The 21293-nt window shown below is 52.5% G+C and carries 18 protein-coding genes and 2 pseudogenes; 15 read left to right on the forward strand and 5 right to left on the reverse strand.

The annotated features are described in order from the left end of the window. Positions 1 to 190: 190 nt before the first annotated feature. The 4 genes and pseudogenes from ACTNB1_RS03025 (at position 191) to ACTNB1_RS03040 (ending at position 3451) form a co-directional block, all read left to right on the forward strand. Complete coding sequence (locus tag ACTNB1_RS03025; protein WP_441167965.1) at positions 191 to 763, forward strand: transposase; 573 nt, start codon at positions 191 to 193, stop codon at positions 761 to 763. A 68-nt stretch (positions 764 to 831) separates the two neighbouring features. Then, positions 832 to 1515: pseudogene (locus ACTNB1_RS03030) on the forward strand (transposase); the annotation flags it as partial. 49 nt (positions 1516 to 1564) lie between these two features. Next, positions 1565 to 2089 (forward strand): hypothetical protein, encoded by a 525-nt coding sequence (locus tag ACTNB1_RS03035; protein ID WP_441167806.1) that lies wholly within the window; start codon positions 1565 to 1567, stop codon positions 2087 to 2089. A 3-nt stretch (positions 2090 to 2092) separates the two neighbouring features. Next, positions 2093 to 3451, forward strand: a complete 1359-nt coding sequence (locus ACTNB1_RS03040; RefSeq protein WP_441167807.1) for an MmgE/PrpD family protein — start codon at positions 2093 to 2095, stop codon at positions 3449 to 3451. Positions 3452 to 3563: 112 nt separating this feature from the next. On the opposite strand, the gene ACTNB1_RS03045 is transcribed toward ACTNB1_RS03040, so the two are convergent. After that, positions 3564 to 4961, reverse strand: coding sequence for an MATE family efflux transporter (locus ACTNB1_RS03045; protein ID WP_441167808.1), 1398 nt, complete (start codon positions 4959 to 4961; stop codon positions 3564 to 3566). A 150-nt stretch (positions 4962 to 5111) separates the two neighbouring features. Here ACTNB1_RS03045 and ACTNB1_RS03050 point away from each other — a divergent pair. From ACTNB1_RS03050 to ACTNB1_RS03080, 7 genes and pseudogenes are all read left to right on the forward strand, one after another. Beyond that, a pseudogene (locus ACTNB1_RS03050) lies at positions 5112 to 6436 on the forward strand (class II fumarate hydratase). Positions 6437 to 6472: 36 nt separating this feature from the next. Continuing rightward, complete coding sequence (locus tag ACTNB1_RS03055) at positions 6473 to 7642, forward strand: NAD(P)-dependent malic enzyme (RefSeq protein WP_441167809.1); 1170 nt, start codon at positions 6473 to 6475, stop codon at positions 7640 to 7642. Between the two features lie 1639 nt (positions 7643 to 9281). Further along, positions 9282 to 9761: a PAS domain-containing protein gene (locus tag ACTNB1_RS03060; protein WP_441167810.1), complete on the forward strand. Its 480-nt coding sequence runs from the start codon at positions 9282 to 9284 to the stop codon at positions 9759 to 9761. After that, on the forward strand, positions 9755 to 10480 hold the full coding sequence (locus ACTNB1_RS03065; RefSeq protein ID WP_441167811.1) for a sigma 54-interacting transcriptional regulator: 726 nt from the start codon (positions 9755 to 9757) through the stop codon (positions 10478 to 10480). Before ACTNB1_RS03060 ends, ACTNB1_RS03065 begins: the two co-directional genes overlap by 7 nt. Before the next feature lie 7 nt (positions 10481 to 10487). Further along, positions 10488 to 11663: a thiolase family protein gene (locus tag ACTNB1_RS03070; RefSeq protein WP_441167812.1), complete on the forward strand. Its 1176-nt coding sequence runs from the start codon at positions 10488 to 10490 to the stop codon at positions 11661 to 11663. A 54-nt stretch (positions 11664 to 11717) separates the two neighbouring features. Continuing rightward, on the forward strand, positions 11718 to 12893 hold the full coding sequence (locus tag ACTNB1_RS03075) for a thiolase family protein (protein WP_441167813.1): 1176 nt from the start codon (positions 11718 to 11720) through the stop codon (positions 12891 to 12893). 13 nt (positions 12894 to 12906) lie between these two features. Next, the gene (locus tag ACTNB1_RS03080) at positions 12907 to 13377 is read left to right on the forward strand and encodes a hypothetical protein (RefSeq protein WP_441167814.1); all 471 of its coding nucleotides are present in this window, start codon (positions 12907 to 12909) and stop codon (positions 13375 to 13377) included. Positions 13378 to 14377: 1000 nt separating this feature from the next. Here ACTNB1_RS03080 and ACTNB1_RS03085 read toward each other — a convergent pair. The 4 genes from ACTNB1_RS03085 to ACTNB1_RS03100 form a co-directional block, all read right to left on the reverse strand. After that, the gene (locus ACTNB1_RS03085) at positions 14378 to 15061 is read right to left on the reverse strand and encodes a FadR/GntR family transcriptional regulator (protein ID WP_441167815.1); all 684 of its coding nucleotides are present in this window, start codon (positions 15059 to 15061) and stop codon (positions 14378 to 14380) included. A 75-nt stretch (positions 15062 to 15136) separates the two neighbouring features. After that, positions 15137 to 15790 (reverse strand): 3-oxoacid CoA-transferase subunit B, encoded by a 654-nt coding sequence (locus ACTNB1_RS03090; protein WP_441167816.1) that lies wholly within the window; start codon positions 15788 to 15790, stop codon positions 15137 to 15139. Continuing rightward, complete coding sequence (locus ACTNB1_RS03095; protein ID WP_441167817.1) at positions 15787 to 16455, reverse strand: CoA transferase subunit A; 669 nt, start codon at positions 16453 to 16455, stop codon at positions 15787 to 15789. Before ACTNB1_RS03095 ends, ACTNB1_RS03090 begins: the two co-directional genes overlap by 4 nt. A 42-nt stretch (positions 16456 to 16497) precedes the next feature. After that, positions 16498 to 17034, reverse strand: a complete 537-nt coding sequence (locus ACTNB1_RS03100) for a C-GCAxxG-C-C family protein (protein WP_441167818.1) — start codon at positions 17032 to 17034, stop codon at positions 16498 to 16500. Positions 17035 to 17447: 413 nt separating this feature from the next. Here ACTNB1_RS03100 and ACTNB1_RS03105 point away from each other — a divergent pair, with 413 nt between their 5' ends. The 4 genes from ACTNB1_RS03105 to ACTNB1_RS03120 all read left to right on the forward strand — a co-directional run bounded on the left by ACTNB1_RS03105 (position 17448) and on the right by ACTNB1_RS03120 (position 21284). Further along, positions 17448 to 19151: an FAD-dependent oxidoreductase gene (locus tag ACTNB1_RS03105; RefSeq protein ID WP_441167819.1), complete on the forward strand. Its 1704-nt coding sequence runs from the start codon at positions 17448 to 17450 to the stop codon at positions 19149 to 19151. Between the two features lie 45 nt (positions 19152 to 19196). Then, a complete protein-coding gene (locus ACTNB1_RS03110; protein ID WP_441167820.1) occupies positions 19197 to 19580 on the forward strand; it encodes a RidA family protein in 384 nt (127 codons plus the stop codon). A gap of 59 nt (positions 19581 to 19639) precedes the next feature. Next, a complete protein-coding gene (dctP, locus tag ACTNB1_RS03115; protein WP_441167821.1) occupies positions 19640 to 20719 on the forward strand; it encodes a TRAP transporter substrate-binding protein DctP in 1080 nt (359 codons plus the stop codon). A gap of 82 nt (positions 20720 to 20801) precedes the next feature. Then, positions 20802 to 21284 (forward strand): TRAP transporter small permease, encoded by a 483-nt coding sequence (locus tag ACTNB1_RS03120; RefSeq protein WP_441167822.1) that lies wholly within the window; start codon positions 20802 to 20804, stop codon positions 21282 to 21284. The last annotated feature ends 9 nt before the right edge of the window (positions 21285 to 21293 follow it).

Here is a 21293-nt window from a genome sequence, read left to right on the forward strand (position 1 = left end):
GGTAATTTCTGCCGGGTTGACAAGAGTAGATAATAGGTGCCCTTTGATGCAGGAGAATAAGGGTACTGCATCAGGGGGCCATTTTATGCGGCTGTAGGGAAAGCCATATTGGAATAGCGGGGTTGCCTGCTATTTATTCTTATGGCGGCAGCGGAACGGTCAACTGGTACTTGCACCAAATTCGGAAATGATGATACCGGAGAACGCACCCGTTCGTCTGTTAAACGCCCAGCTTGAGGAACTGGAGTACGGGAAACTGTACGAAGCGTATTCTTCCAAAGGGAGAAAATCGGCGGCGGATCCACGGATGTTGTTCAAGGTATTGGTACACGGGTATCTGTGCGGGATCTACTCCAGCCGGAAATTGGAGGAGGCCTGTCAGTACCGCATAGACTTCAAATGGCTGCTGGAGGATGGCAAAGCGCCGGATCACAGCACCTTTGCCCGGTTCCGCACGGGCCGCTGCCGGGAAGCGGTGGAGGGCCTGTTCTACCAGTTTGTCCGCAAGCTGGAGGAAGAGGGTGAAACAGACCACAAAACGGTGTTCATAGACGGCACAAAGCTGGAAAGCCGAGCAGGGCGGTATAGCTTTGTGTGGCGGAAAAACGTGGAGAAACAGCTCGCCCGAGTAAAGGAGAAGCTAAAATCCATGACCGGACTGAGCACCTGTGCGGCTGTGCGCTCCATGCTGGAGGAGGAAGCCAGTAAGATTGCGTTTGTCAGCGGCAAGGGTCGGCGTAAAGGACAGGCTCAGCGGGAATGAGAGACGAAAAGGTGCTTCTGGAGCGGTGGGAGAGGTACGAAGAAATGCTTTCCATCATGGGCCAGGGGCGTAACAGCTATGCCAAGACCGACACAGACGCCACCTTCATGCGAATGAAGGAAGATCACATGAGAAACGGCCAGCTAAAGCCGGGATATAATGTCCAGATTGCCGTAAACAGCGAATATATCACCGGCTTGGAGGTGTTCTCAGACCGTTCGGATGTAAAAACGCTGCGTCCCATGCTGAACACGCTGTCCCGGTGGCACCAGGCCCGCTATGAGGAAGTTGTAGCGGATGCGGGCTATGAGAGTCTGGAAAATTATCTGTATCTGGAGCAGAATGGCCAGATGTGTTTCATAAAGCCCACCAACTACGACCAGAAGAAAACGAGCAAGTTTCGCAAACATGTGGGGCGAATTGAAAATATGGAATATGACCCCGAAGCAGACTGCTTCACTTGCGCACAGGGCAGAAAGCTGTACCTGAGACGGGAGACAACCCAAGTGCAGGACGGACAGCTTGTGTCCACCGCTTGGTACCGGTGTGAAGATTGCAGCGAATGTCCCTGCCGGGTACAATGCTGCCGGGCCAAGGACCTGAACAAGCCCAAGGAGATCGTGCTCCACAAAACCTTCTGGGAAAAGCGGAAGCAGGCAACCGCAAATATCATGACACGGCGCGGCATTCATCTGCGCCTGTGCCGCTCCATCCAGGTGGAGGGGGCTTTTGCTTTGCTGAAAAACGACTTTGGATTCCGCGAAGGCATATACGCCCGGCAACGGGCGGGAACCCGGTTTTGTGGTCAGCCTGTATATGGAGATCGCTCAGCGGATTACAGACAGTGCATATCTCCTGGAGGGCATTGTCCGCACCTTGGAGGTGGACCGGGAGCGGGCGCTGGAGGTGACGCGCAAGGGCTTTTCCACAATGACGGAACTGGCCGATGAGATGGTGCGCAGCCAAGGCGTATCTTTTTCTGCCGCCAAGAAGATCGTGGGCAAACTGGTGCTTATTGCGCATGAGGAGCAGATCCCCTGTGAAGCGATTGACGCTCATCTAGTGCATCGAGCGGCCCGGGAAGCGCTGGATATGGAAATTGACATGCCAGAGGATCTGATCAAGGCCGCTCTGGACCCGGTGCAGAACGTCCAGAGACGCAGCATTATCGGCGGTCCCAGCCCTGAACGGGTATGTGAGATGATCCAGATGGGTCAGCAGCGTTTGGAGGTACTTAACTCCCAGTGGCACCAGCGCCGGGATAAACTCACGCAGGCCTCTGCCAACCTGGAGCAGCTGGTGGACGACCTGATTGGGGAGGCGTAGAGTATGACGCTGAGCCAACGCTTTGCGCAATTTATCCAAGACCCCGTTCCACTGGGAGAAAAGGAGCGAAGGCTTTGCATACGATTCATTTTGGACACCATGGGGGCTATGCTGCTGGGCAGTAAGACCCCGGTGGTTCAGCGGGCCCTGACGATTACAGAGGGGAGCGGCCGGGCCACTGTGGCCGGAATCGGCCGGAACTTCTCCATGCGGGATGCGGCCTTCCTCAACGGAATCAGCGGACATGAGCTGGAGCTGGATGATACGGCAAGCTCCAATCTGGGGCACCCGACGGTGGCTGTGCTGCCCACGCTGCTGGCCATAGGCGAGGAAACGGGCGCCAGCGGCGCCCAGCTCATCCAGGCCTTTGCCGTGGCCACGGAAGTGGAATGCAAGCTGGGGCGCATCTGTGCCCACGCGCTGCATGAACGGGGTTGGCATGCCAGCAGTATTACCGGCGTGATAGGGGCTGCCGCAGGGGGCGCTTATTTGCTGAAACTGGACCAGAAGAAGACGGAACACTGCCTGGGGCTGGCGGCCTCTATGGCATCCGGTGTGCGGGAGAATTTTGGAACGGATACAAAATCGGTCCATATTGGAAAGTGCGCCAGTGACGGAGTGCTGGCCGCTCTGCTGGCCGGGGCGGGTTATACTGCCTCTGCCGCCGCACTGGACGGCCGGGAGGGCTATCTTTACGAGTACACCAACCAGAGGTTTGAACCTTTTGGCGCGGATTGGGCTGAGACATTGGGCCGTGCGTACGACATTGCTTCTCCGGGCTTTGCCATCAAGCAGTATCCCTCCTGCAGCAGCACGCACCGGGCGGTGGATGCCTTTGTTGACCTGGCAAAAGAGCACCATTTTACCGCTGAAGAGATTGCCAGCGTCCGGGTGGAGCTTAGTGCCGCCGCGCTGCGAGAGCTGGTCACCCCCGACCCGAAAACAGGCGATGAGGCAAAATTCAGCGTAGGCTTTCAAGTGGCGCTGTACTTGCTGGGGATAGACAATATGCCGGTAAACTATTGTCCTGAGTTTATTTTTAAGCCGGAGATCCAGCGCATCATCAAAGCCACCCAGCTGTGCCATGCGGAGCGCTACGACAACCTGCCGGTGGATATGGGTGTGGGTCCTGCTTTTGTGTCTGTAAGACTTACCGATGGACGGGAGTATCACACTGAGCGTATTTATCCGGTGGGCCACCTTACCGATCCCATACCGGACCAGAGCCTGGAGGAGAAATTTTTGCGCTGTGCGGTTCCTGTATTGGGGCGGAATCAGAGTGCGGTCCTGCTCCAGAGCCTGTGGGATCTGGAGCAGACCCCGGTTTCCAAACTGATGGAATTCACGTTGCCTGCGAATTAAACACTCCGCCAATTATGGATGAACGCCCCGGCGGTATTTCCGCCGGGGCGTCCGATTATACTGGGCAAGGCACCCAACTGGTAGCAGCACAATGTATTCCATTCGAACGGGGCTATTTGGAGAACGGGCGATCCAGCCCGCAGATACGCGCCCAGCGTCCGCTCCGCCAGCGCAGAGCGCACAGGATTCCGCGCACGATCAAATCAATATCCATGGCCAGCCAAACGCCGGCCAGGCCGAGTTTCAGACCATAAACCATCAGCAGCGCCAGCACAATCCGCACGCCCCACATGCTGGCCAGGCTGACCACCATGGGAAAGCGCACATCCAGCGCTCCCCGCAGAGTTGCGGCACACACAATGGATAATGCAAAAAACGGTTCACTGAATACCACAATCCGCAGCATTTGGGCCGCCAGCTGGGATACCTGTGGATCTGAATTGAACAGACCGGTCAAAAGCGGGGCGATTAAGAACAAAACAGCGGCGGTTCCTGTGGTGAACCAAAACCCCAGTTTTGCCGCCAGCGTACCGTAGGCGGAGGCCTCTTTCCGGCTTCCGGCGCCGACCGACTGGCCCACCAGAGCCACGCCGGCATAGGAAATGCCGTAGGCCGGCAGATAGCAAAGGCCTTCCGCTGTGGTGGCAATCTGATTAGCGGCCAGAGCAACGGTTCCCAGGGAAGCCACCATGGCGGTTGTGGCAATCTGTCCCAGATTGATAGTAGCCCGCTCAACGGCGGACGGAAGTCCCAGATAAACCGCTTGGCAAATGATATCTCTTTGAGGGCGAAAACATTCGCGCAGGTGGATGCGGAAGCGAGGACCCTGGCGTATTCCGGCCACCAGCATGGCAGAGCCGGCCGCCGTAAGCGAAATGGCAGAGGCTGCCGCCGCACCTGCCGCGCCAAGTCCGGCCCCTGGAATGAGCAGTGTGTACCCAAAGAAGCTTGCAGTTCGAGTGGGGTAGATCATGAGGAAGTTCATCAGCACATTAAGACCATTGGCAGCTGTGTTGAAATAAAGCGGTGTGCGGGTGTTGCCCATACACCGGAGCATGGCGGAAAAAATAAAGCTTGCAGCGGTAAAGGGCGAGGCTAGGGTATAAAGACGCAGATAGGCCACAGCCTGTGGAAGAACATCCTCCTTTGTGCCCAGCCATTTGGGGAGCACGCCGGCCAGCGACTGATAAACCAGCAGTACGACAAGACCCACGACTGCAACCGCCAGCACGCCCTGCCGCAGGATTTCCCGGGCTCGTTTATCGTCTCCAGCGCCGACAGCGTTGGAGAGTTGAACGGAGTAGCCCACGCCCACGCCGGTAAGCAGGCCGTTTCCGAGCCATAAAGGTGCGGCATTCACTGAAACTGCTGCGGTTCCGGCCGCGCCAAGCACGCCAACCATGGCTGTGTCCACATAACTGACCATTGTGACCAGCAGCTGTTCTACGATTGCTGGCCAGGAAAGCTGCCAAAGCCGCTTGAGCCGGCCATCTACCTGAACTTCTTTCATCCCGATTCGGCCCCGCCTTCTGTCTGGCAAGAGGATTAAACGGCAACGGCCGGAAGTCCTCTTTTTGAACTATTATAAAAGTGAAATATATGATTTTCAAGGAAAATTTCCGCATTATCACTGGCTGAGAGCCAAAAGGAGGAAACCAGAATGAGTGATCGAATCGAGCGGGATTCTATGGGAGAAGTAAAAGTCCCCGCAGACCGTTACTGGGGTGCGCAGACCCAACGCAGCTATCAAAATTTCCAAATAGGCACAGAGAAAATGCCGTTGGAACTTATACGGGCCTTCAGCGTGTTAAAGAAAGCTGCCGCAGTGGCCAATTATCGTCTGGACAGGCTGGATGAGGAGCGAATGGAGCTGATTTCTCAGGTCTGTGAGGAAATAGATTCCGGGAAGCTGGACGAACACTTTCCTCTGGTGGTGTGGCAGACGGGCAGCGAGACTCAGTCCAACATGAATCTCAATGAAGTAATTGCCAATCGGGGCAACGAGATTGCGGGGAAAAAACTGCTTCACCCGAATGACCACGTTAACATGTCCCAGAGCTCCAACGACACCTTTCCCACCGCTATGCATATTGCCGCTGTTGTGGAGCTGACCTTTCGACGCTTGGAAAAGGAGAATCTCGATGTGCTGAAAAGCGGCCGCACCCATCTCCAGGATGCCGTCCCCATTACTCTGGGCCAGGAGATCAGCGGTTGGCGGGACAGTCTCGAAAAGGACCTGTCACTGATGGAACTGGCATTGCCGCCGCTGCGCCGGCTGGCGCTGGGCGCCACAGCAGTGGGAACCGGCCTGAATGCTCCGCCGGGCTTTGATCAGGCGGCGGCCCAGGCGGTCAGCGAAATTGTCAAAAAGACTTTCTTCCCGCTGAGAACAAATTCCACGCGCTCACCAGTAAGGATGAACTGGTCTTTGCCCATGGCGCACTCAAGGCCCTGGCAGCAGATCTGATGAAGATTGCAAATGATGTGCGCTGGCTGGCTTCCGGCCCCCGGTGCGGGCTGGGGGAGATCCGCATTCCGGCAAATGAACCAGGCTCCTCCATTATGCCTGGTAAGGTCAACCCCACCCAGTGTGAGGCGGTGACCATGGTGGCTGTCCAAATTATGGCGAATGATGTGGCGGTAGGAATTGACGCTTCTCAGGGGAATTTTGAGCTTAATGTGTTTATGCCTGTTTGTATCTACAATTTCCTGCAGCCTGTGCGGCTGCTTACTGACTGCATCCATTCCTTTAACAAAAACTGTGTCGCCGGGATAACAGCAGATCGGGAGCGGTGCATGAAGAATCTGCACCAGTCCCTAATGCTGGTGACGGTTCTCAATCCCTATATTGGCTATGAAAATGCGGCCAAAACCGCACAGAGGGCCTATGCAGAACAAATGTCTCTGAAGGAGACCTGCGTCAGCCTCGGGTTTCTCAGCGCGGAGCGGTTCGAGCAGATATTTCATCCGGAGGGAATGATATAACAATTTCTTATTTTGGAAAGAAAGGGTGCGTGAACTATGGACGTCAATCAGGAATCCCTCAAGCTGCACTATGAGATGCAGGGCAAAATCGAGGTTGTGTCCCGAAAGCCCATTCAGACAAGGGAAGACCTCTCACTGGTATATACGCCGGGTGTATCAGAACCTTGCCGCGCGATTGCTGCGGACTATGAGAAATCCTTTGCCCTTACCCGGCGCAGCAATTTGGTGGCCGTCATTACTGACGGATCCGCCGTGCTTGGGCTGGGCAATATTGGCCCCGCCGCCGGAATGCCGGTTATGGAGGGGAAATGCGTCCTCTTCAAAGAATTTGCCGGAGTGGATGCGTTTCCTATTTGTGTAGATACCCAGGATACAGACAAGTTGGTGGAAACCATTTATCTTATTTCCAAGAGTTTTGGCGGAATCAATCTGGAGGATATTTCCGCTCCCCGCTGTTTTGAGGTGGAGCGGAGACTGAAGGAACGGTGCGATATTCCTGTATTCCATGATGACCAGCATGGTACGGCAATTGTGGTAGCCGCTGCGATGCGCAATGCGATGAAAGTTACCGGTAAGCAGATGGGACAGATGAAAATTGTAATCAATGGTGCGGGAGCTGCCGGTATAGCTATCGGCAAGCTGCTTATCTCCATGGGATTTGGAAACATTGTACTGTGTGATATTAACGGTATCCTTTGCGAAGGAGATGAGTCTCTGAATGCGGAGCAGCAGGAAATTGCCCGCATTTCCAACTGCGGTCATGAACGGGGCAGTCTGGCGGATGCAATGAAAGGCGCCGATGCATTTGTAGGAGTGTCCAGGCCCAATCTTGTCAGTCCTGAAATGGTAGCCTCTATGAACCGGGGAATTGTTTTTGCCATGGCCAACCCTACACCGGAAATTATGCCTGATGAGGCCAAAAAAGCCGGTGCCGCCGTGGTAGGTACCGGTCGATCCGATTTTCCAAATCAGATTAACAACGTGCTGGTATTTCCCGGAATATTTAAAGGCGCGCTGGCAGTGCGGGCCAGGGAGATCACTTCCGAAATGCAGATTCGGGCCGTAGAGGCACTGGCAGCTCAGGTAAAGGAGCAGGAACTAAATCCGGAGAATATTTTGCCGTCAGCGTTGGAAAAAAGCATAGCAGATGCGGTAGCGCAGGCAGTGGCAGATGAAGCCAGAAAGCAGGGAATTGCCCGAATCTGAATCTGGGCGGATTCCTTCCGCGGCACTGCTCCCTTTCCTCCCTCAACATCCCTGAGAGACTGGTCTTGTTGCACGCCCTGCAGAAAAAAACAGGCAACCCAAAGGTTAAGCGCAAATGCTTATTTCGCTGGCCGGACGTGGAGCACATCCCCGTCCACGGTAAAGCGTATCTCCAGCTGGGCGAAGGCCTACCATACACCCGTGTCGGATTCTGCAGGTAGGAGGGCGGGGGGCAGGACAGTACCCCTGTCAAGGCGCCCGCTCGTCCTTTGACACCGTGTCCAGCAGTTCCGGGGGCAAGTCCGCCTCCAACAACTTGCCGCCCAGGTTGCTATCAAGTTTCTCCGGTAAGAAATTTGTGGTAAAATCGAGTAAACAACAGATTCCCCGGCTTTCCAGTGGAAAACCGGGGAATCTGTTGTTTCTGGGCGAGCTGGTATGTCAGAGCCTGCGTATACTAAGCAAATAAAGTGTTTGTTTTTTGAAAAATGCATTTGAAGCTGAAAAGAAGATATGCTAATAAGGCTTTGCTCATTTTGGGGCGATGCACAAAATAATAGCAAACGAGCTTGCTGAAATTAAGCAACCATGTTTGTAAACAGAAGGAAGAACCACAGGTGTTGGGGCCAAAGAACGTTCAGGCTTTACTCTGCTTATCTGGGAAGCAGGTCTGTGAAGCACCTAATATCAGAAACCCTAGTGGTGGCACTCAACGTTGCCTTTTACCCTTCCAAGGCTATCTTCCCCAGTCGGGATCACTGCCATCGTGGTGTCGGGCACCCACTTTAGGGAGACCATCCTGGATATGGCGGAGGAGGTCCTGGCCTTTTGCCAATGAAATATAAAGATGCCTACTATCATTTATTGAATGGGTATCAATGTGATGCAGTACTATGCCAAAACCCTGTTAGAATCTGGCTAGTTGGTCATGACCATGCAAAAAGGTCAAACAGCAGGAATCAGGAATATTATACGGTGCAGGAAAGACAAGAAATAAAGCGTACTTTGCTATATTTGTTTTAATCGGTTCAATTTTGAAGTATGCTGTGGTAATTGGACCTTGTGCCACGACAAGATACATCAGAGAACTCATCTAATTTTTTGATTTTTTATACTTTGTTTAACGGCTTGTAAGAATTTTCACTTTGAATAGATTGCTTTTCGGTACGTTTAAAACACAGACTTTCCAACTGTTCCAATCCTGGCTGTGGATGACTGCGTGGCTGGAATTGTGAGTGCCCAAATTAGGATGCATACACAAAGTGACTTGAGTACAGAAAATGCCTTATGGCGTGGGCCCAAACAACAGAGCTTTTATTTTATCTGCTCGTTTACTCACAACACTTTTGATATAGTGTTAACCAAAATAATACTGCAGGATGCTAGGCGGATTCGTTCTTCTGTCAGCCTAAAGCGATTCCAGTTTCTAATAGTGCTAGGATGGGGGACTTAAGTGATAATTTTTGCTATATTCATCCGTCTCTGCTAATGATGTTTCGTTCCATAATTCGACGAGATAGAAAGCTTGTTTGCATGTTTGCATATTATTGAAAAGATTTTTATTTTATGATAGATTAGTACTACATTCTGATTTTTTGGCTTAGAGCATGGAAGAAAATGAATCCATCGGAGGAAGCGTATGTCCTATATTCAGATCGGCAGTCTGGTCAACCCTAATCGCACGATGCTTACGGAAAAATCCTCTTTTTCTCTACCAAAGGATACCGATTTATTTGGATTTTCAGAAAAAATGATCCCAGATGACATCGAGTATGTTCGCGCTGTTGACAATGACGGACATTGTATAGGAACTATCTCTGCAGAACGTGTACGGAAGATTCTTCGAGCACTTCACTACATTCCGTTGGAGCCACTGCTAGACGAGTTGGCTGAAGCGGTGGTTGCAGTAGACAAAAATGGAATCATATTCTATGTGAACCCTGCTTATACCAGGGTTCTTGGAGTCCCGGCCGGAAAGATTTTGGGGAAGAATATGCACATTATCGAAAGTGGTGCAAGTCTTCTGGATGTACTCCGCACGGGCAAACCAGTTGTTCGCGAAAACAACTGGTTCAGACCGTACAGCGCTATGTATCCATCCGGATGTTTCCCTTGCTGAAGGAAGGGAAACTAGTAGGTGCTGCATCGCTTTTTCGGGATACAACGGAAGTCAACCGGCTGAATCTGGAACTGGAACGAACCACACAAGTGGCAGCAGAGTATGACCGTCAGTTAAAAGCCCAAGCCATTTTAAAGCAGGGAAATATTATCGGTGAGAGTCAACACTTTGTGAATAGCGTAATGAAGGCGAACACGATTGCTGCCTCCGATGCCACCGTATTGCTGCAGGGAGAAAGCGGTGTAGGAAAGGAGGTGTTTGCTCGCCTAATTTATCAAAACAGCAACAGAAAAGGCAAGCCCTTTATTGCAGTGAACTGCGCTGCTAAGCTCAAGCCGGGAGACGTAATATGTCTGCGCACCAGTGCCATGACGGCTTGGGGGACGCCGGAGTACCTGCACAAGGGCTGTGGTGTTGGCCGGGAGGCTACGCTTTGGCTCATTGACCAGGGTGTACATGCCGTGGGTACGGATGCCTGGAGCTGGGATGTGCCGCGGGAGTATGCCACGAAGCGCTTCCAGGAAACCGGAGACCCCTCCGTATGCTGGGAAGGCCACAAGGCAGGCGCAATCAAGGCCTATGTCCAATATGAGAAGTTAAACAATCTGGAACAACTGCCCCCCTATGGGTTCCATTTCTTCGGCGCGCCGGTCAAGGTGGATCGGGCCAGTGCCGGATGGGTACGGGCCTTCGCAATCATTGACGATAAGAAGGAGTGATATGGACATGAGAAGGACAGCCATTGTAGCAGCAGTACGCACACCTGTGGGCAGAATCCGTGGTACACTGTCTGATGTGCCGGCTCACCGGCTGGCTGCGCTGGTAATTCGCGAAGCAGTTCGCCGCAGCGGCATTGATTCGGCGATTATTGACGAGGTAATCTATGGCAACCTCTGTGCCCATGATATATCCAATATGGCCCGTTATGCGGCACTGGAGGGTGGATTGCCCATTACGGTACCCGGTGTCACGGTGGATCGACGCTGTGGTTCGGCCTTAACGGCTATCTCTCTGGCTGACGCGCTGATCCGTGCCGGCGATGCCGAGTGCATTTTGACTGGTGGTGCAGAGTCTGATTCCAACCGTCCCTATGTGATGATGCAGCAGAAACGTCTCCACGATCTAACGCCTCCCACATTCCGGGGGAAGGCAATGCTGGCACCGGAGGAGATTGGCAATCCCGCCACTGGTATGACAGCGGAAAACTTGGCTGAAAAGTATGGTATTACCCGGCAAGAATGTGATGCGTTTGCAGTGGAGAGCCACCGCAAGGCGGTACAGGCGTGGGATAACGGGTACTTTCAGGAGCAAATTTTGCCGGTGGTCAAGGAGACAGGAAAAAATGGCGAGCGAGTGTGTGTAGATACAGATGAATCATTCCGCCGGGACTGCACCATGGAGACGCTGGCGAAGCTAAAGCCTGCCTTTAAGCCGGACGGCGTGTGTACCGCCGGCAACAGTTCTCCCAACAGCGACGGTGCCAGTGCGGTGATCCTTATGGAGGAGGGCATGGCAAAGTCCCTGAACTGTCCTATCTTGGGTTATGTTGCTGGATTTGACTCTGCAGGCGTTGATCCGAATATTATGGGCATCGGGCCCGTAGCCGCTACCCGGAAACTGCTGAAGAAAACCGGGTTAACCCTGGCGGATATGGATGTGATTGAGATGAACGAAGCCTTTGCAGCCCAGTCTCTAGCCTGCATCAGGGAGTTGGATATGGATGTGACCAAACTCAATCCCAACGGTGGCGCCGTTGCACTGGGTCACCCGCTGGCGGCTACTGGTGGCATTCTCGTGGCCAAGATGGTCTATGAGCTTCGGCGCCGGAATGCCAACCGAGGCTTGATTACCTTCTGTTGCGCGGGTGGCCAGGGGATTTCTCTGATTGTGGAGCGCCAGTAACCGAAAGACTATGGGAAATTATATGATACATGACATGTGTGAGAGGAGAGAACCATGAGAAGAACGGCCATTGTCGCCGCCGTACGAACCCCTGTGGGGCGAATCCGCGGCACTCTTTCGGAAGTGCCCGCCCATCGTATGGCAGCGTTGGTGATCGGTGAGGCGGTCCGACGGGCTGGCATCGATCCGGCAATCGTGGATGAGGTGATTTACGGCAACCTCTATGCCCACGACATCTCCAATATGGCCCGCTATGCGGCGTTGGAGGGGGGACTGCCCATTACGGTACCAGCTATTACTGTAGACCGCCGTTGCGGCACATCCTTGACTGCCATTTCCTTGGCCGACGCTCTGATCCGTGCCGGTGATGCCGAGTGTGTCTTGGCCGGCGGTGTTGAGTCTGACTCCAACCGCCCCTATGTGCTGATGCAGCAGAACCGTCTTCATAACATAAACGCGCCTGTCTTTCGGGGAAAGACCATGCTGGCTCCGGACGAGATTGGCAATCCGCCCATGGGCATGACTGCGGAAAACTTGGCGGACAAGTACGGCATTACACGGCGGGACTGCGATGCCTTTGCTGTAGAGAGCCACCGTAAGGCGGTGCAGGCATGGGACAGCGGCTATTTCCGGGAGCAGATTGTTCCCGTAACTGTGGCAGATGCTAAGAAGGGCACGCAGAACAGAGTGGACGCTGACAGCGTGTTCCGCCGGGACTGTACCATGGAGACACTGGCAAAGTTGAAGCCGGCCTTCCGGCCCAACGGTGTGAGTACAGCAGGTAATAGTTCCCCCAATAGCGACGGTGCCAGTGCGGTGATCCTCATGGAGGAAAGCGTGGCCAGGTCTCAGAACTGTCCCATTCTGGGGTATATCAATGGTTTTACCTCTGTGGGAGTAGACCCCAATATCATGGGGATCGGACCTGTATATGCCACCCGGAAGCTATTGAAAAAGACCGGCCTGACTCTGGCAGATATGGATGTCATTGAGATGAACGAGGCCTTTGCAGCACAGTCCTTGGCATGTATCAAAGAACTAGATATGGATGTGGCAAAGCTCAACCCCAACGGGGGCGCAATTGCGTTGGGACATCCCCTAGCGGCGACCGGCGGCATTCTAGTTACCAAGATGGTCTATGAACTCCAGCGCCGGGGTGCTAGTCGTGGCCTAGTCACCTTCTGCTGTGGCGGCGGCCAGGGTGTCTCTTTGATTGTCGAGCGCGAATGAGAGGGGCGGCAATATGGTTCCAATTCGTGAGGTTTCTGTTCTAGATACCACCTTGCGGGACGGCTTGCAACATGAGGAGCGGTACATGTCCCTGAAGAATCGCCTGCGATTACTGGATAGCTTGGTGGAGGCCGGAGTGCGGAAGATTGAGGTGGGTTCCTTTGCCCACCCGGACTATCTGCCCCAGTTTCGGGAGATTGAGACGTTTGCCATGATGCTGCCCCGGTACGAGAATGTGGAGTACACCTTTTTGGCCCTGAACCGGCGAGCCGTAGAACGGGCAATCAAGCTAAAAAACGAAGGAGCGCCTATCCATCGTATTGTACGAGGTTGTTTCAGCTGCATTGTTGCCCTCCCTTGCGATCCCTATTTCCCCAAAATCCGCTACTGCACAATGGGTGCTTCCATCACAAGTGAAAAAGAATTTGCCATAAGACCTGGCGGCGGTGCGAAAATGTCTATTCGCAATCTTAAAACGGCCTGAGTGTAAGCGTATCCGTTTTCATGTCCTGCTATGTACCTTCACCGCTGCCTCTCTAAAGCACGGTATAGATATAAAAACGCTCTCTACTGACATGGTCATGTGTCCAGTGTACCACCCTAAGTATCTACGCTTAGATCACAGACGAGAGCCGGAGAACTGTAGAAGGAAAGAGTGATCTGGACATTGGTAGACAGCCTCTGAAGGCAGAAGAAAATACTGTCTCCCGAAACCCTGTTCCCGGTCCCTTTCGGCATATAAGGGCCAGCGACGCAAACTCGGCACCGGCTGCATCAGACAGATCAAGGATTATCTTCGGGAAGGGTAATACTCCACTATTATAAACAGTAGGCGCACGGAAAGTAATGTAAATGCCAAAATCGAGGTGTAGTGTGAAGAGAAGTTGGCGGAACTCATCAGGCAGATGGGATCGGAAATTGCATCAGAAAAAGCAAGTTAGAAAGTATAGGCCCACCGGAAATACGCACTCTGAAGGCCTGATTTTTTCTGCCTCTATAACAATAAGAATATGAGAGTACTACAATTTTGCTGTAGCTTTGAAAGGCACCAGATCAATTTCCCTGTTCCATCCCCTGCTGCCCAGGCCGCTATCAAGAATCCCCGCAAGTAAGATAGAACTGTATAAATTCGATCCGGATTCTTTTACAAGAATCCGGATCAAATTTTTTGCTGGAATGTAGTATATTATCGAAAAAATATACTTTCCAGAAAAGATATTCCGCTTTTTATTACAATACTTTATTGTGTCCAAAAGTTCCTGATTGATGCAACCTCTGAAAGGACTACCGGGAATTTTTGCCCTTTGACTTGCAAACTCCGTCATAAATGAAGTCAGTGGGCAATGGAGAGAGCGCTATCCTTGGCTTGGTAGATTGCAGCACTCTTTTACTGTTGTCATGAATACCGTAGAATGATTCAATGATTCAAAAGAGCGGAGAGGCATCGCTGGCGCGATGCCTCTCCGCTTTAAATCACAAGAGTGTTATTGCTTAAGATGTGTTCGCTCCTCTTCCAAATGAGCGCTCATAAGATGCCGCGCAACCACATCATCGTGATTTTTGATGGCGTTGAAAATTTGAATGTGGAATTGAATCGGGCCGTTTTCATAGCGTTCATCCAGGCTCTTGGCCCGGAAGGTGGCAAGAACAGATGCCAGAAAATTGTAAATTTCCACCAGAAGCTGATTGTGAGATGCGGATACCACTGCCAGATGGAAGTCAATTGATTGCTTTTTGATGGGTAGATCATTTTCATCATAAAGCACTTGCTGAATTCGCTGAATGTCTTCCGGATTGGCCTTTAGTGCGGCCTGCGCAGCTGCATAAGGCTCGACCAGACAGCGGATATCAAAAAGCTGCTGAGGGGTCTCCTCAGAAATATTCATTCCAAAGAAGACCTTACTAATCAGAGAGGAAATTTCAATCTCGCAAATCTGCATTCCTTTTCCAGGCACATGCCGAACAAGACCCAAAAATTCCAGAATCTTTAACGCCTCCCGGACGGGGACGCGGCTTGTCTCAAAATATTCGGCAAGTTCCCGCTCAGAAGGTAAAATCTCGCCTACCTTTAATTCCCCGTTCGAAACCATATCGCTGATTTCAGCAATAATCTTTTCATAATACTTTGTTGGATAAAGCGCTGATTCCTTTTCAATCGGCTTAAACACAGTCGCGAACCTCTCTCTTCATGATCTGCTGATCCGTTCAGATACATCGGTTATTTACGGATTAAGAACTCCATTTTATTCCATGCATCCAACCGTTTCCGGAACGATCAGAGTGGCCTGAGTTTTGGCCTGTACCTCCTCGGGTGTAATGCCGGGGGCGGTTTCCAAAAGGAGGAGCCCGTTGGAAGTGACTTCCAAAACGCAAAGCTCAGTTACAATATAATTTACTTTACGGTATGCTGTCAAGGGAAGAATACAGGATTTAAGGATTTTACTATCACCGGTTTTGGTACAGTGCTCTGTTGCCACGATTACTGTCCGAGCGCCGGCAACAAGATCCATAGCACCGCCCATACCGGGAACCAGTTTTCCGGGGATGATCCAGTTGGCAAGGCTGCCTTCCTGGTCCACCTCCAGCGCACCCAGCACTGTCACATCCACATGACCACCCCGAATAATCGAGAAAGACATGGCGCTGTCGAAGCAAGAGGCGCCCGGCAGAAGCGTAGCGGGCTGTACACCGGCATTGTAAATATCCTTATCAATCGAGTCTTCGTCCGGTGCTTTGCCCAAGCCAATAACACCATTTTCGCCATGAAAATCAATTTCCAGCCCTTCAGGCAAATAATCCGCCACCAGTGTGGGCAGTCCAATGCCCAAATTGACCAGATCGCCGTCCTTGAAGAACTTTGCAACCCGGCGGGCGATTCTCTCTCTTATATCACTCATTGATAGTCCGCCCCTTTCTCTGCGAGCACAATATAATCCACCAGCGGACCAGGAGTTACCACGGTATCCGGTGAGAGGCTGCCTGTGGGTACGATATCCTCCACTTCGGCAATGACAATATCTGCAGCCATTGCCATAACTGTGTTCATGTTGTGGGAAGTGAGGCGATAGACCAAGTTTCCCTTCTCATCAGCCCGATATGCCTTGAGTAGGGCTACATCTGCGTGCAGGGGCTTCTCGAGCAGGTAAACCTTTCCGTCCACTTCGATTTTGGTTTTGCCTTCTTCAATAGAGGTGCCAAGGCCCGTCTGAGTCAGTGCACCGCCAAGACCGGCACCGCCGCAGCGGATGCGTTCCGCCAAAGTGCCCTGAGGAACAAATTCCACCTCCAACTCACCGGCGTTAAGCTGCCGGCCGGTTTCGCGGTTGGTCCCGATATGGGAGGTGATGGTCTTTTTCACCTGCTTGTTGACGATCAGCTTTCCGCAGCCGTGCTGGGGATTGCCGGTAGTACAGGAGATCAGTGTCAGGTCCTTGGTGCCCTGAGCAACCAGAGCATTGATGATACATTCCGGGGTGGAAGAGCCCAGAAAGTCACCAACCATGATGGTACTGCCATCCTGTACAAAGGAGGCAGCTTTTTCTTTGGTGATTACTTTATTCATGCCAGCCTTTACGCTCCTTTTTCTTAGTTGATGCGAGGGTTATCAGGTGTTGCCGCCCATATTCTCGCCATATGGAAGCTGGAAAGCCTCTTCCTGAGGGACCTGAAGAATATCATAGGCGAGCTTGGCAGAGTTGGCGATGAGCTTCAGACAGTTCTTACGCCGCTCGACACTGTGCCAGTCTTCATAGGGAGCAGAGATACCGGCGCAGTCAGTGCTGCCAAACTTGCTCTCGAACTCATGAACTACCCGGTTATATCTGCGATAATATTTTCCGGCAATTTCTGCCATTCGCTCTTCCGCGGGAACGGCCCAGGGATCCGGTCTGCCATAAACGGCACCACAGGCCATGATAATTGCGGATAAAGCGCCGCAGGTATGTCCGGACAAGCCAATACCTCCGCCAAAACCAATACACATTGCCTGAGTCTCAGGCGCAACATTTTTCAGAACGCCAGCTCGCAGAAGAGCGTTGTAAACACTTTCACAACAGTTTAGACCGTTTTTAAAGTTCTCGACCGCATAATTTCCGCAAAGTTCGCGGATTTCATCCGCTTTATTTTCATTTACAGTGTTCATTTTAATGCTCCTAAATAATATTTTTTGTGGTGGTATACCAAATATTTTTTTGTTTTTTTAATGAAATACAAATGTCAGATGCTACAATAACAGATTTCGTTTACCTTGTCAATACTGTGGTATACCAAAACTGTTTTTGATGAATATAACCTGCATTTTTAACAGTTTTCTCGGGGACTATTTATACATAACGCACGATTATTGCGCCGGTAAATGTTTGAGTATTGACATTTTGCTTATGTGTCTGTATGATTTGGGTATGGTTGGTATACCAAAGAGCCAGAGCGGTAGTTTCATTGCCACCGCGCGGAGAGAGGTGCCTTCAAGATATAGATACGTCTAACAGAAGGAATGCTTGCAGTATTTGGTAACTGCACCGCGCACCGAGTTAAGAAGGTAGGTATAATTCGCTTATGAAAAAAGTTGTAGTGGTAGGTGGGGTGGCCGGAGGCGCATCAGCTGCAGCACGGATCCGACGGCTGGATGAACAGGCGGAAATTGTGATGTTTGAACGGGGAGCACATGTTTCCTTTTCAAACTGCTGCTTGCCGTATTATCTCAGCGGAACGGTAGCCAAGAGTTCAGCCCTTGTGATGATGACGCCGGAAGCTTTCAAGCGACGGTTCAACATCGACGCCCGTACAGGCAGTGAGGTTGTGGAAATCAACCGGGAGAAGAAAACGGTAACAGTTCAGGAGACGGCCACCGGTAAAACCTATGAAGAGGCCTATGACAAATTGGTACTGGCTCCCGGTGCCAGTGCTGTGGTGCCCAAGAGTATCAAGGGTGCCGATGCAAAGCATGTTTTTACTGTGCGCAATGTGACGGATATCTGTGCAGTGAAGGACTACATCGACAAAACCGGTGCGCAGAACATCGTGGTGGCCGGTGCAGGCTTTGTGGGGCTCGAGGTTGCAGAGAATCTGAAGACTGCTGGAAAGAATGTCAGCATAGTAGAGGGTGCCGATCAGGTGATGGCTCCCTTTGATTACGACATGGCTCAGATTCTTCACAAGGAGATCGTGGACCAGGGAATTCGACTGTATCTTTCCAGCATGGTGACGGAGATCACCGACCAGACAGTGATCGCCCAGCGCCATGGGCAGCCAGTGGAGATTCCGGCGGAGGCCGTGGTCCTGTCCATCGGTGTTCGTCCGGAGACCAGCCTTGCTGCAAAGGCAGGGCTGGAGCTGGGTCAAAGTGGCGCTATCCGGGTGAATCACAATTATCAAACCAGCGATCCGGACATTTATGCCGTGGGTGACGCAGTGGAGACTTTTAATCGCATGACGCGGCATTACGGCAGCCTTGCCCTGGCGGGTCCTGCGCAGCGGCAGGCTCGTGCGGCAGCGGATCATATTTGTGGCCAGAATCACAGCAACAAGGGCTATATCGCAACCTCCTGTTTGCGGGTATTTAAAAAGAACGTAGCCTGCACCGGCCTGAACGAAAAAGCCCTGAAAAAAGAGGGGATCCCCTACGACGTAGCCTATGTACTGCCCAGCGACAAGGTGGGTATCATGCCCGGCAGCAGCTATATGCCCTTCAAGCTGCTCTTTGAGGTGCCCACTGGACGGATTCTGGGTGCCCAGGCCATCGGTCAGGGTGACGTGGTACGGCGGATTGATGTGATTGCCACACTGATTACCATGGGCGGCACGCTGGAGGATCTCAAGGAGATGGAGCTGTGCTACTCCCCGGTATATGGCACTGCCAAGGACGTAGTAAATATGGCGGCACTGGTGGGGCTCAATCTACTCTACGGGCACTATGAGCAGGTAAGAGTGGATCAGGTTCGGCAGTTGGTAGAATCCGGCGCCTATATTATTGACGTACGAGAGCCGGCAGAATACGAGGCCGGACACCTGAAGGGAGCAGTAAATATCCCGCTCTCTCAGTTCCGCAGCCGAATCGACGAAGTACCCAAAGATGTTCCTGTGTACCTGCACTGCCGCACTTCTCAGCGCAGCTATTATGCGCTGTGTGAACTGCTGGGCAGAGGTTGGCGCAATGTAAAAAATATCAGTGGTTCCTTCCTTGGCATTTGTCTCTATGAATATTTCAACGATCAGGACACCGGTCGGGAACCCATTGTCACAGCTTATAATTTCAAGTAACGCGCAAGCGTGAAAATATTAGGAAACAGGAAAGAAGGGAGAAGTATGAAATATCTGATAAGCACACCGGCAGCACCTGCCGCCATCGGTCCCTACTCTCAGGGTATCGGCGCCGCAGGTGAAATGGTATTTGTCTCCGGGCAGCTGCCGGTGGACCCTGCTACCGGCGAGTTCGCCTCTGAAGAGATTCGGGGTCAGAGCCGCCAGTCTCTGCAGAATGTAAAAGAGATCCTGGCCGCCGCTGGCTACGACATGGGCGACGTGGTAAAAACCACCGTATATCTCAGCGACATCAAAAATTTTGTTCCCATGAACGAGGTGTATGCCGAGTTCTTCCAGGAGCCTTATCCCGCTCGGGCCGCCTTTCAGGTAGCGGCGCTGCCCAAGGGAGCTCTGGTGGAAATTGAAGTGGTGGCCTGTAAGAAGTGAGTCGCCCCGGAGAAATTGTTTGCCCCTGTGCAAAACACAGATTATTTAAGGAGGACAACATGAAAAAGAGAATTGTAGCAATGATTCTTGCGCTGAGCATGGCCCTGACACTGGCTGCCTGCGGCAACGGCGATTCCGCCTCCAACACTGGCAGCAATAGCCCTGCCGCTAATGGCGAAGTAGACATCCCCAAGCAGACCATCAAAATGGCTCACATGCAGCCCGAAGGCACTCCCGAAGATATGGCCATGAAGGCTGCGAAGGCCAAGATTGAAGAGCTCTCCGGCGGCAACATCACGGTTGAGCTGTATCCCGCCGGCCAGATTGGCTCCATCCCCGAGTCCATTCAGAGCGTTCAGATGGGCGTTATCCAGATGTGCATTGCTCCCTGTGCCATCATTGCCTCTTTCTGTGAGGATATCGCCCTGATGGACCTGCCTTACCTGCTGCCTGATGATCCTGCCGTTATCAGCCAGGTTATGAACGACGAAATCGGCCAGGAAATGATGGCTCGTCTGGATGACATCGGCATCCATGGCCTGGGCGTATGGTTCGCAGGCTTCCGCGAGATGACCTCCAACACTGACATCAACAGCGTTGCTGACATGGCTGGCCTGAAGATGCGGATCATGGAGTCCAACATCCTTACCGACACCTATAACGCTCTGGGCGCTCAGCCCATCGTGGTGGCCTATTCTGAGACCTATAACGCTCTGTCCAACGGCACCGTGACCGCCCAGGAAAACCCCGCTCAGTCCACCTACACCATGAACTTCTATGAGGTTCAGAAGTACATTGTGGAAACCTATCACGCTGCTCAGGTTCACCTCTTCCTGACCAACGGCACCTGGTGGGAAGGCCTGGACGACGCCACCCGCGAGATTATGATCGAGGCCGAGAAGGCTGGCCGCGCCGTTCTGGAGGCTGAGCTGCCCGGCTACACTCAGGACTGCATTGACAAGATGGTAGAAGCTGGCTGCGAATACCATCAGTTTACTGATGAGCAGATCGCTGAGTTCGAAGCCGCTACCGCTCCCGTTTATGACAAGTTCATGACCACCGACTGGAGAAAGGACTATGTGCCCCGCCTGCAGGCTGCCTTCGATGAGGCCATGGCGGCAGAAGAGCAGGGTACCTGACACCGCAGATAACCCTGTCTGACAGGCGATTCCGGGGCTGCACTAATGCGGCCCCGGAATCGTAGGAGAAAGGAGAGGACTTATGTCAAAAATCATGAAGGGACTAGTCAAAGCCGAAAAGTGCCTTATCGGCATCTTTTTGGCGGCGGCTGTTATTGTTATCATGATCAGCGTGGTGGGCCGCCGTATCGGCCATGCGCCTGCCTGGTCCGAAGAGGCTGTTCGCTATCTGGTTATCTGGATCACCTTTATCGGAAGCGGCGTGTGCTTCCGGCGGGGGGCTCACTACGGCGTAGACGTGATCCGCAGAGTCAAGAGCGATACTTTCCAGAAAGTTATCGCCGCTATTGTTTTGATCGTTTCCGCCATTTTTGCGGGCTTCCTGCTGTATTATGGCGCCAGATACACTGCATTCACCATGGCTTCCGGGCAAAAAACCGCGGCTCTGGGATGGCCGATATGGCTGGTGTACGTTTCCGTGCCCATCGGCGGCGCTCTGGTCATTATCCATCTGATCGAGTTGTTCCTGCAAGAGGTTGTCGGTATTTACAAAATTGAGGAATAAAAGGGAGGG

The organism is Flavonifractor sp. HCP28S3_F3 (genome assembly GCF_052065355.1).
GTDB lineage: Bacteria > Bacillota > Clostridia > Oscillospirales > Oscillospiraceae > Flavonifractor.

Bases quoted from the DNA above. Each gene is read 5' to 3' on its own strand.
- ACTNB1_RS03055 (WP_441167809.1), top strand. From the start codon at position 6,473: ATGGACGTCAATCAGGAATCCCTCAAGCTGCACTATGAGATGCAGGGC.
- ACTNB1_RS03070 (WP_441167812.1), top strand. From the start codon at position 10,488: ATGAGAAGGACAGCCATTGTAGCAGCAGTACGCACACCTGTGGGCAGA.
- ACTNB1_RS03120 (WP_441167822.1), top strand. From the start codon at position 20,802: ATGTCAAAAATCATGAAGGGACTAGTCAAAGCCGAAAAGTGCCTTATC.
- dctP (WP_441167821.1), top strand. From the start codon at position 19,640: ATGAAAAAGAGAATTGTAGCAATGATTCTTGCGCTGAGCATGGCCCTG.
- ACTNB1_RS03100 (WP_441167818.1), bottom strand. From the start codon at position 17,034: ATGAACACTGTAAATGAAAATAAAGCGGATGAAATCCGCGAACTTTGC.
- ACTNB1_RS03025 (WP_441167965.1), top strand. From the start codon at position 191: ATGATACCGGAGAACGCACCCGTTCGTCTGTTAAACGCCCAGCTTGAG.
- ACTNB1_RS03080 (WP_441167814.1), top strand. From the start codon at position 12,907: ATGGTTCCAATTCGTGAGGTTTCTGTTCTAGATACCACCTTGCGGGAC.
- ACTNB1_RS03040 (WP_441167807.1), top strand. From the start codon at position 2,093: ATGACGCTGAGCCAACGCTTTGCGCAATTTATCCAAGACCCCGTTCCA.
- ACTNB1_RS03105 (WP_441167819.1), top strand. From the start codon at position 17,448: ATGAAAAAAGTTGTAGTGGTAGGTGGGGTGGCCGGAGGCGCATCAGCT.
- ACTNB1_RS03060 (WP_441167810.1), top strand. From the start codon at position 9,282: ATGTCCTATATTCAGATCGGCAGTCTGGTCAACCCTAATCGCACGATG.
- ACTNB1_RS03075 (WP_441167813.1), top strand. From the start codon at position 11,718: ATGAGAAGAACGGCCATTGTCGCCGCCGTACGAACCCCTGTGGGGCGA.
- ACTNB1_RS03090 (WP_441167816.1), bottom strand. From the start codon at position 15,790: ATGAGTGATATAAGAGAGAGAATCGCCCGCCGGGTTGCAAAGTTCTTC.
- ACTNB1_RS03095 (WP_441167817.1), bottom strand. From the start codon at position 16,455: ATGAATAAAGTAATCACCAAAGAAAAAGCTGCCTCCTTTGTACAGGAT.
- ACTNB1_RS03110 (WP_441167820.1), top strand. From the start codon at position 19,197: ATGAAATATCTGATAAGCACACCGGCAGCACCTGCCGCCATCGGTCCC.
- ACTNB1_RS03045 (WP_441167808.1), bottom strand. From the start codon at position 4,961: ATGAAAGAAGTTCAGGTAGATGGCCGGCTCAAGCGGCTTTGGCAGCTT.